Annotated in this window: 12 protein-coding genes; 7 read left to right on the top strand and 5 right to left on the bottom strand. The window is 73.6% G+C overall.

The window, feature by feature from the left end; translation table 11 throughout:
• Nucleotides 1-74 precede the first annotated feature (74 nt).
• Nucleotides 75-857 carry an SDR family oxidoreductase gene (locus ABZ862_RS11300; RefSeq protein WP_360955788.1) on the bottom strand — a complete coding sequence of 261 codons (783 nt, stop codon included), beginning with the start codon at nucleotides 855-857 and terminating at the stop codon, nucleotides 75-77.
• Nucleotides 858-944: 87 nt separating this feature from the next.
• Between ABZ862_RS11300 and ABZ862_RS11295 the strand changes: the two genes are divergently transcribed.
• The 6 genes from ABZ862_RS11295 to ABZ862_RS11270 all read left to right on the top strand — a co-directional run bounded on the left by ABZ862_RS11295 (nucleotide 945) and on the right by ABZ862_RS11270 (nucleotide 6,828).
• The gene (locus ABZ862_RS11295) at nucleotides 945-1,796 is read left to right on the top strand and encodes a helix-turn-helix transcriptional regulator (protein WP_360955786.1); all 852 of its coding nucleotides are present in this window, start codon (nucleotides 945-947) and stop codon (nucleotides 1,794-1,796) included.
• Nucleotides 1,797-2,159: 363 nt separating this feature from the next.
• Nucleotides 2,160-2,546 carry a nitroreductase family deazaflavin-dependent oxidoreductase gene (locus ABZ862_RS11290; protein WP_360955784.1) on the top strand — a complete coding sequence of 129 codons (387 nt, stop codon included), beginning with the start codon at nucleotides 2,160-2,162 and terminating at the stop codon, nucleotides 2,544-2,546.
• 139 nt (nucleotides 2,547-2,685) lie between these two features.
• Nucleotides 2,686-3,861, top strand: coding sequence for a M91 family zinc metallopeptidase (locus tag ABZ862_RS11285; protein WP_360955782.1), 1,176 nt, complete (start codon nucleotides 2,686-2,688; stop codon nucleotides 3,859-3,861).
• 151 nt (nucleotides 3,862-4,012) lie between these two features.
• Nucleotides 4,013-5,677 carry an energy-dependent translational throttle protein EttA gene (gene ettA, locus ABZ862_RS11280; RefSeq protein ID WP_360955780.1) on the top strand — a complete coding sequence of 555 codons (1,665 nt, stop codon included), beginning with the start codon at nucleotides 4,013-4,015 and terminating at the stop codon, nucleotides 5,675-5,677.
• A 9-nt stretch (nucleotides 5,678-5,686) separates the two neighbouring features.
• Nucleotides 5,687-6,130 carry a thioesterase family protein gene (locus ABZ862_RS11275; RefSeq protein ID WP_360955778.1) on the top strand — a complete coding sequence of 148 codons (444 nt, stop codon included), beginning with the start codon at nucleotides 5,687-5,689 and terminating at the stop codon, nucleotides 6,128-6,130.
• Nucleotides 6,127-6,828 carry a hypothetical protein gene (locus ABZ862_RS11270; protein ID WP_360955776.1) on the top strand — a complete coding sequence of 234 codons (702 nt, stop codon included), beginning with the start codon at nucleotides 6,127-6,129 and terminating at the stop codon, nucleotides 6,826-6,828. The genes ABZ862_RS11275 and ABZ862_RS11270 overlap by 4 nt, the downstream gene beginning before the upstream one ends.
• Before the next feature lie 32 nt (nucleotides 6,829-6,860).
• Here the strand turns inward: ABZ862_RS11270 and ABZ862_RS11265 are convergent, their stop codons facing one another.
• Complete coding sequence (locus ABZ862_RS11265) at nucleotides 6,861-7,265, bottom strand: globin (protein WP_360955774.1); 405 nt, start codon at nucleotides 7,263-7,265, stop codon at nucleotides 6,861-6,863.
• An 84-nt stretch (nucleotides 7,266-7,349) separates the two neighbouring features.
• On the opposite strand from ABZ862_RS11265, the gene ABZ862_RS11260 reads away from it, so the two are divergent.
• The gene (locus ABZ862_RS11260; protein WP_360955772.1) at nucleotides 7,350-8,336 is read left to right on the top strand and encodes a methyltransferase domain-containing protein; all 987 of its coding nucleotides are present in this window, start codon (nucleotides 7,350-7,352) and stop codon (nucleotides 8,334-8,336) included.
• A 46-nt stretch (nucleotides 8,337-8,382) separates the two neighbouring features.
• Here ABZ862_RS11260 and ABZ862_RS11255 read toward each other — a convergent pair whose 3' ends face one another.
• The 3 genes from ABZ862_RS11255 to ABZ862_RS11245 all read right to left on the bottom strand — a co-directional run bounded on the left by ABZ862_RS11255 (nucleotide 8,383) and on the right by ABZ862_RS11245 (nucleotide 13,113).
• Nucleotides 8,383-9,993: an FHA domain-containing protein gene (locus ABZ862_RS11255; RefSeq protein ID WP_360955770.1), complete on the bottom strand. Its 1,611-nt coding sequence runs from the start codon at nucleotides 9,991-9,993 to the stop codon at nucleotides 8,383-8,385.
• 35 nt (nucleotides 9,994-10,028) lie between these two features.
• Nucleotides 10,029-11,399: a VWA domain-containing protein gene (locus tag ABZ862_RS11250; RefSeq protein ID WP_360955768.1), complete on the bottom strand. Its 1,371-nt coding sequence runs from the start codon at nucleotides 11,397-11,399 to the stop codon at nucleotides 10,029-10,031.
• A gap of 256 nt (nucleotides 11,400-11,655) precedes the next feature.
• Nucleotides 11,656-13,113 (bottom strand): protein phosphatase 2C domain-containing protein, encoded by a 1,458-nt coding sequence (locus ABZ862_RS11245; protein WP_360955766.1) that lies wholly within the window; start codon nucleotides 13,111-13,113, stop codon nucleotides 11,656-11,658.

Here is a 13,113-nt window from a genome sequence, read left to right as displayed (position 1 = left end):
CGCCGCGTCCGCCTCGGTGGAGGTCTGACAGGGGAACCTGCCGTTGCGACGGCCCGGAAGGGTACGGCGTGAGGTCAGGCGCCGGCGCCGCCGTCGACCGGCAGGATCGCTCCGGTCACCATGGAGGCACGGTCGCTGAGCAGCCACGCGGCCGCTTCCGCCACCTCGCGGGGCTCGGCCATGCGACCGAGCGGGGTCGCCGCGTTGTTGCGCTCGATGATGCCCGGGGACACCGCCTCCCACGCGTCGATCATCTCCGTGGCGGTGCCGCCGGGGGTGATGCCGTTCACTCGGATGCCCTCACGGCCCCAGGTCACGGCCGCGGTTTCGGTGATGCTGTTGAGAGCCCGTTTCATGGCGCCGTACGCGGGGAGGGCGGGGTTCGCGCGGCGGCTGCCGATGCTCGAGGTGTTGACGATTGCCCCGCCACCGTTGCGCCGCATGAGGGCGGCCTCGGCGGTCATGGCGGTCCAGTGCGAGCGGAAGTTCACGGTGAACTGCTCCTCGATCTCCTCGTCGCCCGTGGTGTCGAGAGGGCCGGGCGGCTGGATCGCGGCGCCGTTGTTGAAGGCGCCGTCCAGCCGTCCGTGCAGTTCCGCGACACGGCCGACCGCGTCGTGAATGCTCGAGCGGTCGGCGAGGTCGAGGACGACCGCGTCGGCGACGCCGCCGCCCGCGCGGATCTCGGTGACGACGTGGTCCAGGGCGTCGGCGCTGCGGGCGGCGAGCACGACGGCGGCGCCCTCGGCGGCGAAGAGCCGGGCCGCCGCCGCCCCGATGCCGCGGCTGGCGCCGGTGATGAACACGACCTTGCCGGTGAGCAGCCCGATGGGCGCGCTGTCCATGGTGTTTGTCATGGCAGCAGTGTCGGGACGGCCACCGGGCCGGATACAGGCACAACCGGTACCAGGATCTGGCACCAGAGTGCGCGCAGACTTGGGGACATGGACAAGCAGCAGCTCGGGGCGTTCCTGCGCAGCCGTCGTGAGCGGCTCCGGCCGGAGGACGTCGGCATGCCCTCCGGGCCGCGACGCCGGACACCCGGTCTTCGTCGTGAGGAGGTCGCGGTCCTCGCGCACATCTCCACGGAGTACTACATCCGGCTGGAGCAGGGCAGGGCACCGCGGCCGTCGGGCGAGGTCCTCGCCGGGATCGCCGACGCTCTGCGGCTCACCGACTCCGAGTCCGACCACCTTCACGTCCTCGCCGGTACCGCGCCGACCCGTACCCGGCTGCACCCGCGCGACGTCCGCCCGAGCGTCCTCACGCTTCTCGGACGGCTGCCGCAGACGGCCGCCTTCGTCGTGTCCGCGGTGTTCGAGGTACTGGCGTGGAACGACCTCGCGGCCGCGCTCATGGAAGACTTCGCCGGGCTCGCGCCGCAGGACCGCAACCTCGCGCGCCGGGCATTCCTCGGGTCGGAACGCGCCGGTACGACGCTGTACGGGATCGTGGACGCCACCGAGTTCCGGCACCGGGTGGTCATGGAACTGCGCGCCGCCCTCGCCCGCTACCCGGCGGATCCCGCGGTGACCGGACTCGTCGGCGAGCTTCGCGACGGCAGTCCCGATTTCGCCCGGCTCTGGGAGCGGCATGACGTGCAGTCCGCGCCGACGCTCACCAAGACCTTCCGCCACCCGGTCGTCGGGGAGATCACCGTCGACTGCGACACGCTCACGGTCGCGGACCGAGATCAGCACCTCGTGCTCTACAGCGCGCCGCCGGGATCCCCGGGTGCCGAGGCTCTGGCTCTCCTGAACGTACTGGGCGCGGAGGCCGCTGACTATCTGCGGTAGCCGTGGCGGCAGACGTGGCGGACACCGTTGCCGACAGCGGGACTTGTGACCCGTTCGGCCGCGCACTCCGCGTCGGGCCGGCCACCGGTGGTGAGTGCGCCGAACGCGCCGCAGAGACCGGCGGCGTCCGGCCCTGAGGCGCCGCAGAGGCCGTCACTCGACTCCGCCGGCGGACCGGCAGGCCCTACCGGCCGCCGCCTGCCGCGGCTAACGTCGTGGGTGTGACCTGAGCCTGTCGGGTAGGGGGAGGTCGCTATGTCGGATGGGCAACGAACGAAATCACCATGGCTTCCGCCGCGCTGGTTCATTCGCCTGTTCTGGTCGGTGCACCGTGGCCTGTACCGGATCCTCGGAGCACGGGCCGTGTTGTGGCGGCCGCGTGGCGACAACTGGGGCGCCCTGCGGCTGACCACCACCGGACGCCGCTCGGGCCGGCCGCGCAGCGTCATCATCGGGTACTTCGAGGACGGTCCGAACCTGGTCTCGCTCGCGATGAACGGGTGGGGCGAGGCGGAGCCCGCCTGGTGGCTCAACCTGCAGGCGCACCCGGACGCCGAGGTCGATCTCCGCGACGGGCGGCGGCCGGTCCGCGGCCGTGCCGCGACGGGCGACGAACGGTCGCGGCTGTGGACCCGGTGGAGTGAGCTCGACAAGAACCTGGACGCCTACGCGCTGCGCCGACCGTCCGAGACGGCGGTCGTGGTCCTGACGCCCAGAGCCGGCGCGCCGGACGCGGCACGGGACGACTGACCTCGACGCGGACCCGGACGCGTGCCCCGTGGACCTCTGCTTTCTGCCCCCGGTCATGCCCCCTTGATCCTTCCCCCGTGAGTCGTCAGGGGTGGACGATTGCTCTTTTATGCCTTGGCGGACATGAAGGAGAAGTGGCGTGCGCGCGCAGACACGGCCTGGGGCGGTCGAGGAATCCAGGCCGGGGCGGCGGCGGTCCGGAGCGGCGGCCGTCCGGCCGCCCGTGCCGGATCTGAGCCCTGCGGGCGTCCGGGACCTCCAGCGGACCGCCGGCAACGACGCGGTGGCCCGGACGGTCCAGCGGCACCGGGACCCCGTCGCGACGGTGCAGCGGACCAGGACGGCCGACCCGGAGATCCAGCCCGTCGTCGACGCGGTGCAGGAGATGCTGGGGACCGCCCGGTCCCTGATCGCCACGGCCCAGGGGTTCGCGTTCCGGATGCGGGGGAGGGACAGCCAGCAGAAGCACTGCGACGACCTCGGCATGTCGCTCGACACCGCCGAGCACATGGTCTACGGGCAGTTCCGCGCCGACGGCCCGTCCGGCCGGACCACCAACCCGCGCACCACCGCGCTGAAAGCCCTGCTCGACGAGATCCAGCAGCGGCATATCCAGTACGTGGGCATCCTGCGCCGGTTCGGCCTGCGTCCCGTCGGCGCCGACATCGGTCCCCAGGACACCGAGGGCCTGGCGCAGCTGTCGCACACCTGGTCGCGGGTGGTCGGCGGGCAGGGCATCAGGACCTCGCCGACCCCGCGGCCGTTCGGCGAGGACCGTACGCCCGCGCCGCTGCCGGGCTTCGAGGACCAGATGCTGTCCCACCACGCCCGGCTGCTCTCCCGGCGGCACGGGCGCGACCTGGTCGGCGGTCTGACCGCCGGGGTCGCGGGCGCCGGCGCGCCCATGGTGGGCGTGGTGCCCTTCCATCCCGACCAGATCGAGTTCATGGGCGGCAACAGCATGGTCGGCGCGGAGGCGGCCGTCGACACGCTCGAAGGGCTCGCGTCCGCCCCCGACGCCCCCGGCAGGGGCAGCAGCAGCGTCGTCGCCGTGCCGCACGGCCTGCGGGACAGCGAGGGCGCGCAGGAGGGCGAGGCGGTCTCGCCCGCCTTCCTCGTCCACGGGCACGAGCTGATCCACACGCAGCACAACATGCACGGCATCAACATCCGGAACATCGGTGACGAGGAGGCGGCGACCGTCACCGGCAACGAGACCTCCACCGCCCTCCACGAGCAGCGTCGGGTGCCGGTCACCACGGAGGAGATGCTCCGCGACGAACACGGCCTGCCCCGCCGCGGCGGCTACACGTAGCCCACGGCCCTGCGGGTGAGCCGCGGCCCCCGTCGCCGGAAACCCCGGGTCAGACGCCCCTGGCCATACGGGTTACCACCCAGCCCTGGACGTCAGGCAAGATGGGGTGTATCTGCCCACTGCCAGATTTCAAGCTGCCGGACGGTTTCTCTTGGCTGAGTTCATTTACACCATGCGCAAGGCGCGCAAAGCGCACGGCGACAAGGTGATCCTCGACGACGTCACCCTGAGCTTCCTCCCGGGGGCGAAGATCGGCGTCGTCGGTCCGAACGGGGCCGGTAAGTCGACCGTTCTGAAGATCATGGCGGGGCTCGAGCAGCCGTCGAACGGTGACGCCTATCTGTCGCCCGGGTACAGCGTCGGCATCCTGCTGCAGGAGCCCCCGCTGACCGAGGACAAGACGGTCCTGGAGAACGTCCAGGAGGGCGTCGCCGGGATCAAGGGCAAGCTCGACCGGTTCAACGAGATCGCCGAGCTCATGGCGACCGACTACTCCGACGCGCTGCTCGACGAGATGGGCAAGCTCCAGGAGGACCTCGACCACGCGAACGCCTGGGACCTCGACGCCCAGCTCGAGCAGGCCATGGACGCCCTCGGCTGCCCGCCCGGCGACTGGGCCGTCACCACTCTCTCCGGTGGTGAGCGCCGCCGGGTCGCGCTGTGCAAGCTGCTGCTGGAGGCGCCCGACCTGCTGCTGCTCGACGAGCCCACCAACCACCTCGACGCCGAGTCGGTGAACTGGCTGGAGCAGCACCTCGCCAAGTACGACGGCACCGTCGTCGCCGTCACCCACGACCGGTACTTCCTCGACAACGTCGCCGGGTGGATCTGCGAGGTCGACCGCGGCCGGCTGCACGGCTACGAGGGCAACTACTCCAAGTACCTGGAGACCAAGGCCACCCGCCTCAAGGTCGAGGGCGCGAAGGACGCCAAGCGGCAGAAGCGGCTCAGGGAAGAGCTCGAGTGGGTGCGGTCCAACGCCAAGGGGCGGCAGGCCAAGTCCAAGGCGCGTCTGGCCCGCTACGAGGAGATGGCCGCCGAGGCCGACAAGATGCGGAAGCTGGACTTCGAGGAGATCCAGATCCCGCCGGGCCCGCGGCTGGGCAGCATCGTCGTCGAGGTCAACAACCTCAACAAGGGCTTCGGGGACAAGGTCCTCATCGAGGACCTCAGCTTCACCCTGCCGCGCAACGGCATCGTCGGGGTCATCGGGCCCAACGGCGCGGGCAAGACCACCCTGTTCAAGATGATCCAGGGGTTCGAGACGCCGGACTCCGGTTCCATCAAGGTCGGCGAGACCGTCAAGATCTCGTACGTCGACCAGAGCCGCGAGAACATCGACCCGAAGAAGACCCTGTGGGCCGTGGTCAGCGACGAGCTGGACTACATCAACGTGGGCCAGGTCGAGATGCCGAGCCGGGCGTACGTCTCCGCGTTCGGGTTCAAGGGGCCGGACCAGCAGAAGCCGGCCGGGGTGCTCTCCGGCGGTGAGCGCAACCGCCTCAACCTCGCGCTCACCCTCAAGCAGGGCGGCAACCTGCTGCTCCTCGACGAGCCGACCAACGACCTCGACGTCGAGACCCTGTCCAGCCTGGAGAACGCGCTGCTGGAGTTCCCCGGCTGCGCCGTCGTCGTCTCCCACGACCGGTGGTTCCTCGACCGCGTCGCCACGCACATCCTCGCCTACGAGGGCGACTCCAAGTGGTTCTGGTTCGAGGGCAACTTCGAGTCGTACGAGAAGAACAAGGTCGAGCGGCTGGGCCCGGACGCCGCACGTCCGCACCGTGCCACCTACAAGAAGCTGACCCGGGGCTGATCGAAGCAGATGCGCCACATCTACCGCTGCCCGCTGCGCTGGGCGGACATGGACGCGTACGGGCACGTCAACAACGCCGTCTTCCTGCGCTACCTGGAGGAGGCCCGCATCGACTTCCTCTTCCGCCCGGACAAGCAGTTCAAGCAGGGGTCCGTGGTGGCGCGTCACGAGATCGACTACAAGCACCAGCTCGTCCACCGGCACCACCCGGTGGACATCGAGCTGTGGGTCGGTGAGATCCGGGCCGCGTCCTTCACCCTCGGCTACGAGGTGAAGGACGACGACCTGGTCTACGTCCGCGCGTCCACCGTCATCGTGCCGTTCGACTTCGAGGCGCAGCGGCCGCGCCGACTCACCGCGGAGGAACGGGAGTTCCTCGCGGAGTACCGGGACGAGGACGGCGACGGGGACCCGGGTCCCGACGGCACCGAGGAGAAGGCCGTCGCCGCATGACGGTCCTCCAGCTCGCCGACGACGGGGAGGCGGCCGATCTCGCCGCCTTCCTCTCCCGGCTGCTCCACTACGACCGTGCCGCCGCCGTCCGCCTCCAGGCCGCCGGCACCACGCTCGCCGTGTTCGGACGGCCGCCGTCCTTCGAGGTGCTCGCCGTCCGCACCGCCCGGCTCGCCAAGCCGTACGAGGACGGGCTCGACGTCACCCTCGACGTGACCGTGTCCGCGGGGGAACTCCTGGAGTCCCTGGACGAGGACGCGGCCACCGCCGTGGTCCCGTCCGCCGTCACCGGGCCGCCGTGGGCGGGTGTCCTCCCGCCGCGCGGCGGCTGGCGGCGGGCCGAGCCCGGCCTGCCCGGCTCCGACGGCCTGCGCGCCCTGGTGGCGGCCTGCGTCGCCGAGTTCCGCTCCCGTACGGCCGGCCTGGCGCCCGAGGAGCGGACCCGCGGCGCGCTCGACCGGATCGGGCGGGAGATCTGGTCCCGTGACGTCGGCGGGACCAGGCTGCCGCTGCGCGCCCTGCACGCGGCCCAGTCACTGGGCTTCCTGCGCCCCCCGGCTCGCCCCGCGGCGGGCGAGGACACCGTCCTGCTCGTCTCCGGGCCCTGGCTCAGGCTGCGCACGCCGTACGGCTCGGTCGCCGTACGGCCGGTGAGCGGTCCGGCGGGCCTCGGGGTGCTGGACGTCAGCGTGCGCTGAGCGCGTCGGCCGGTGTGCCGCCGGCGCGGTGGCTACTCCGCCGTGTTGATCATCGTCGCCGCCGCGTACGTCAGGTACTTCCACAGCGTCTCGCGGTGCTCCTCGGACAGGCCGAGGTCGTCCACGGCGACCCGCATGTGCCGCAGCCAGGCGTCGTGCGCCGCGCGGTCCACGGTGAACGGGACATGGCGCATCCTGAGGCGCGGGTGGCCCCGGTTGTCGCTGTACGTCGTCGGGCCGCCCCAGTACTGGATCAGGAACAGGCGCAGCCGCTCCTCGGCCGGCCCCAGGTCCTCCTCGGGGTACATGGGCCGCAGCAGCGGGTCCTCGGCCACCCCCTGGTAGAAGCGGTGCACCAGCCGGCGGAAGGTCTCCTCCCCGCCGACCTGTTCGTAGAAGGTCTGCTCCTGCAGCGTGCCACGCCGGATCTCGTTCACCCGTCCATCGTCTCAGACCCCCCGGCCGGGAATTCAAGGCCCCGGGCGCGACGGGCGGGCCGGGAACGGCGCGATAGTGGACCCATGGACGGGCACGCGCGGGACGCGGAGACCGGGAGCCTCGCCGCCGAGGCGCGGGACGCGCTGGTGCGGGAGATCGACGCGACCGGCGCCTGGGACGCCGACCCGGTGTGGCGGGCCTCGTTCGCGGCGGTGCCCCGGCATCTCTTCGTGCCGTACTACTTCGTCGCCCGCCCCAGGGGCTACGAGCGGCGGTGGGGCGAGAGCCCGGACCCGGCCGCCCGCGAGCGCTGGCTGCTCGGCGCCTACGAGGACGTCCCGCTCGCGACCCGGCTGCGCGACGGCGAACTGGTCTCCTCCAGCAGCCAGCCCTCCCTGATGGCGCTGATGCTGACCGCGCTGGAGGTGGCGGACGGCGACCGGGTCCTGGAGATCGGCACGGGCACCGGCTACCACGCGGCGCTGCTCGCCCACCGGCTCGGTGACGACGCCCTCGTCACCACCGTCGACCTGGAACCGGAGATCACCGAGGCGGCCCGCCGTCATCTGGCCGCCGCCGGGTACCGGCCGGCCGTCCTCACCGGTGACGGTGCCCGCGGGGTGCCCGAACGCGCCCCCTACGACCGGATCGTCGCCACCTGTGAGCTGAGCACGGTGCCGCGCGCCTGGCTCGCCCAGTGCCGTCCCGGCGGCCGGATCCTGATGCCGTTCGCCACCGGCGTCGTCGCCCTGGACGTGGCCGGCGCCGCTCGCGCCGAAGGGCGCTTCCTCGCCACCCCGGCCTACTTCGTGCCGCTGCGCGGCTGCACCGGCCCCGTACCGGAACCGGTGCCGCTGGGCGGCGTACCGGCCGCGGCCCGGCAGGACGACCTGTTCCGGTTCCTGCTGGCCCTCACCCGCGGCCGTCTCGGCCCGCAGGAGGCGTACGTGCTGTGGGAGCGGGAGGGCCGGCCCGGGCGGGCCCGCTACGGCATGACCGTCAGCGGGGAGCGCGCGTGGGCGTGGCTGGACGACCCGGCGGGACCGTATTCCTGGCCCCTGCCGGGCTGAGCCGAGCCCCGGTGCGTCCCGGTGTGCCCCGTCCGCCGGGCCGTTCTCAGCCCCGGCGGACCGTGATCGTCGTCCAGGCGCCCACGTGGACGCGGTCGCCGTCCTGGAGCGGGACCGGCACGAACGGCTGGATCGGCTCCTCGCCGCCGTTGACCGTCGTGCCGTTCGTCGAGTTCTGATCGACGACCGCCCAACTGCCGTCCGGCTGCTGGACCAGCACCGCGTGCTGATGCGAGACCCCCGGGTCCTCCGGCGGCACCGACAGGTCGATGTCGGGGGTGTCGCCGGTGGAGTGCCGGCGGCGGCCGATGGTGACCTGGTTGCCGGTGAGCGTGCGCTGCTGCTCGGGGGAGTACGCGGGCAGGTTCAGGCCCGTGGCCTCGGGGCCGGAGCGCTGCATCATCGCCATGAAGTAGTCGCGGTCCGGGCCGATCGTCGCCGTCCAGGTCAGCGGGCGCTGCGGGGCCTGCGGGTAGCCCTGGCCGGGCGGGGCCTGCGGGGCGCCGACCGGCGGGTAGCCGTAGCCGCCGCCGGGACCTCCACGGCCCGGGCCGCCGTGACCGGGGCCGCCGGAGGGCGGCGGGATCACCCAGTCGTCCTCGGCACCGCCGAAGGCCGGGCCGCCCTGCTGCGGGGACCGGCCGCCGGTCTCCTGCGGGAACATCGGGGGAGCGGGCGGTCCGGGGGGAGCCGAGGATCCGGGAGGACCGCCGTGGAACGCCTGCGCGGGACCGGCACCCATGCCGGCGCCCATCCCCATGCCCTGGCCCATGCCGGCGCCCGCGGTGCCGCCGGGTCCGTGACCCGCACCGGGGCCGCGGCCGCCGGGGCCCTGGCCGGGAGACTGCGGGGACGGACGCGACGGGTCGGGGCCGAAGCCGGACGGGCCGCCCGTGCCCGCCGGACCGAAGTTCGACGGCCCGCCGGGACCGCCGGGGCCACCAGGCCCACCGTGTCCACCGGGACCGCCGGGACCCGCAGGCACTCCGGGGCCCCCAGGCCGTCCGCCGGGGCCACCGGGTCCGCCGGGGCCGTAACCAGGTCCGTCGGCACCGTAGCCGGGGCCGTCGGCACCGTAGCCGGGCCCGCCGGGACCACGGCCCTGGCCGCCGGGGCCGCCGGGCCCACCGCCGGGCTGACCGGGGCCGCCCGGGCCGCCGCCGCGGGTCGGCGGGCCGCCGAACGCCGACGGTCCCGACGGGTCGCCGCCGAACGGCGGGATCGGCTCCGCGGGCCGGTTGATCTGCGACGGGCGTGAGCCCTGGTACTCGTACGGGTCACCGCCGCCGAAGCCCTGCGGGCCGGGCGGCTGGGGGAAGCGGGAGGGCGGGCCGGGCGGCTGGGAGCGCGGCGGCGCGGCCGGGGTGTACGAGGTCGCCGTGTTGGTCAGGAAGTTCCACCGGCACTCCTCGCAGAACGGCGCACCGCCCTCGCGGGGTGTGCGGCACTGCGGGCAGAGCTCCGGCTCGTGCTCCGGGCCGGACAGGTGCGGGTTCCCCATGGGCCGCCGGGGCAGGCCGCCGGCCGGCGGCGGGAAGCCGTAGCCCCCGGCCGGGGGCGGCGGGGGAGGCGGAGGCACAGCCCCGGCCATGCGGTGACCGCAGACCTCGCACCAGTCGTCGGAACCCGACTGGTGTCCGTTCGGGCAGGTCGGCATGTCGGCTCTTCCCCCTCTCCTTCAGGAAGTACTGGTCACTTCTTTACACGAACAGTCTTTGTGGACCGGGTCTCGAGAGTCATCTCGTCGGCCTCCTCGACCTTCGCTTTCAGTCGCACAGTACCTGTCGTGGCGTCGACCACGTCGACCACCTTCGAAAGCAGTTTCGCAGTATCGGCGTTCCCGGAGACACTGGCGAGTTGCACGGCCCGTCCGAGTTTGGCGGTCGCACCGTCGAAATCGCCCGCTTTGCGCAGATCCAGGCCCTGCTGGATGACCTTGGCCAGTTCGGCCTGCCCGGTGTAGTGGGCGACCTGGGCGTTCATGGCGGTGGAGGCGGTCATGTCGTCCGTCCACACGGCCCGTACGAGACCCTGCGCGCCCAGGTTGAGGACGCCCCCTCCCGCTCCGCTCCCGGCGGCGCCCTCCGGCTGCGGGACGACCAGGGAGACGCGCGCGGCGAGCATCTCCTGGCCGAGGCCGGCCGCGGGGACCTCCACGCACAGGTGGTAGTCGCGGGACTCGTCGCCCCAGGAGCCCGTCGGATAGTCCCCGGCGCGCGGCCCCGCCTCGGTACGGCGGTCCGTCAGGTCCGCGACGGTGGGCGCGACCTGCTTGACGAACCGGATCGCCGTGCCGACCGGCGTCCACACCCGCAGGGCGACATCGGCGACCTCCTTGCCCATCGCCGTCTCCATCATCCGTGTGAAGTCGGCGGAGAGGGCGGAGGGATCGGCGACGATGTCGGCGGTGCCGAGCAGCGCGGCGGCGATCCCTGTGACTTCTTTCACTTCCCAGTCGGTGCCCACTCCGCGTGCGTCGCAGGTGAAACGGCCCGCGCACTCCGCGAGGGCGGCCTTGAGGTCCTCGGGGGACTCGTGCTCGTTACGGCCGTCGGTGAGCAGGATGCCGTGCCGGATGGCGACGTCGGCGGAGGACAGCAGCCGGTCGGCGAGGCGCAGCCAGGTGCCGATGGCGGTGCCGCCGCCCGCGCCGAGCCCGCGCAGCGCGTGCTTGGCCTGCTCCCGGGTGGTGGGGCCGGCCACGGCGAGCCGGCCGCCGCCGGGGTACACCTCCTTGGCGACGTGCGTCCCGGCGATCACCGCGAAGTGCACGCCGTCGCGCAGGGTGTCGATCGCCGCCGCCGTGGCGTCGCGCGCGTTGCGCATCTTGGTCGACGGGTAGTCCATCGACCCGGAGCAGTCGACCATGACGGCCACCGCCGCCGACGGGCCCTGGCCCGGCCCGTAGAGGTGCGGGGCGGTGACGGCGGCGCCGATCGTGCCGCCGCCGGTGGCGGTCACCGTGACGATCGCGTTGACCTCGCGGCCGCCCTCCGGCAGGTACTCGTTCTGGTAGACGTCCATCGAGAACGTCGGCACGTTCGACTTCGAGAAATTGGCCATGCCTGTCCTGATCCCCCTATGAGCCCGCGGACCCGGGTTCCGCGGGTGACGACTGGGTGCGGGCCGGTCCCCTCCGGTCCGCCGCGAGGCGGTGAGGCCGCCGGGGCCCCGACGCTGCCGGCACCACCGGTACGGCCGGGACGACCGCGACGACCGGTGGAGCCGCGACGACCGTGACGCCCGGTGCGGCCGGACGGCCGGTACGGCCGCTCCCGGGGTCCCGGGAGCGGCCCGCCGGGTGCGACGGCGGCCCGCCTCAGGCGGATCCTGCCCCCTGGGGCGGGGCCGGGAACGGCAGCACGGCCACTGTTACGTTGTCGTGGCCCCCGCCGTCGAGGGCGTGACCCACCAGCACCTGCGCACAGTGCAGCGGCCGTACGGCGGCGTCCGGAGTGACGGCCTCGGCCATCTCCTGTGCCGTCTCGGCGTAGTTCCACAACCCGTCGCTGCACACCACCACCACACCCGGCCGGTCCGGCTTGAAGGAAGCGGTGTGCGGCTCCAGTTCGTACGCGTCGGCGCCGAGCCAGCCGGTGATGGCGTGGGCGCGCTCGTCGGCGTAGGCCTCCGCCTCGTTCATCAGGCCGGCGGCGACCATCTGCGCGGCCCACGAGTCGTCCTCGGTGAGCCGGGCCGGGGGCGAGGCGCGGTCGACCGGCACCCAGTAGGCACGGCTGTCACCGACCCAGCCCACCACCAGCAGCCCGGACGTGACGACCGAGCCGACGATGGTGCAGGCCGGGGCGTTCTGGTGCGGGGAGTGCTCACGGGCCCCGGCGGGCTCCTCGGCGAGCGCGTCGACCGCCCGGGCGGCGGCGACGATCGCCTCGTGCATCGCCTGCTGCGGGTGCGTGCCGCGCGGCAGGGCCGCCAGCAGGGCTTCGTTGGCCGTCCGGGCGGCGGCCAGCGACGCCTCGTCGGGACGGGTCGCCGAGGACACGCCGTCGCAGACGACCGCGCACAGCGCGGGGGTGCCGTCCGGCAGTACGGCGGTGGCGACGGCGAACGCGTCCTCGTTGCGGTGGTGGCGCAGCCCGCGGTCGCTGACCGCGGCGACCGGGCCCGACTCCTGCTCCATGTGGTCACGTTCGCGCGGCTGGGCGTGTCCGCAGTTCTCGCAGTAGCCGTCCCCGTCGACCCGGCCCGCGCGGCACGCCACGCACACCTTGGGCTCCTCGCCGGCGGCCTGCGCGGGGCCCTGCGGGCCGGTGGCCGGGGCGTCGGCGGCCACGCGCGGGTCCGGTGCCTGGAGCGGGTACTCCTCCGGCTCCGGGAGACGGTCGAACCGCACGCCGTGCGCCGCGACGGAGGCGGGAGGCGCCGACGGGGCGGGCGGTACCGGAGGCACCGGCGGGACCGGAGGCACGGGGGGTGCCTGGGGCGGCGGCGGGACCTCCGGGGCGGGCGCGTGCGCGGGAGCCGGGCCGGGGCCGGGGGCCGGGCCGGGTGCGGGTGGCGCGGCGGCGGGTCCGGCGGTGTCCGCCCCGTCTCTCGTGCCCCTCGCGCCCCTCGTGTCTCCCGAGCCTTCCGCGTCCCCGGCGCCTCCCGCGCCCGTGACGCCTCCCAGACCGAGCATCAGGGTGTCGTCCGAGGCCGGTGGCGGCGGCGCGGCGGCGGCCGACAGGTCGAATCCGCACGCACCGCAGAAGCGGTCGCCCGACTCGAGGGGCTCCTCGCAGCTCGGGCAGGCGGACAGCTGGGGCATCTGGGACAT

It is taken from the genome of Streptomyces sp. NPDC047000 (assembly GCF_040644295.1).
In the GTDB taxonomy this organism is placed as follows: domain Bacteria; phylum Actinomycetota; class Actinomycetes; order Streptomycetales; family Streptomycetaceae; genus Streptomyces.
The sequence above is the reverse complement of the archived record's forward strand: the minus strand, read 5'-3'. Positions and strand labels throughout refer to the sequence as shown.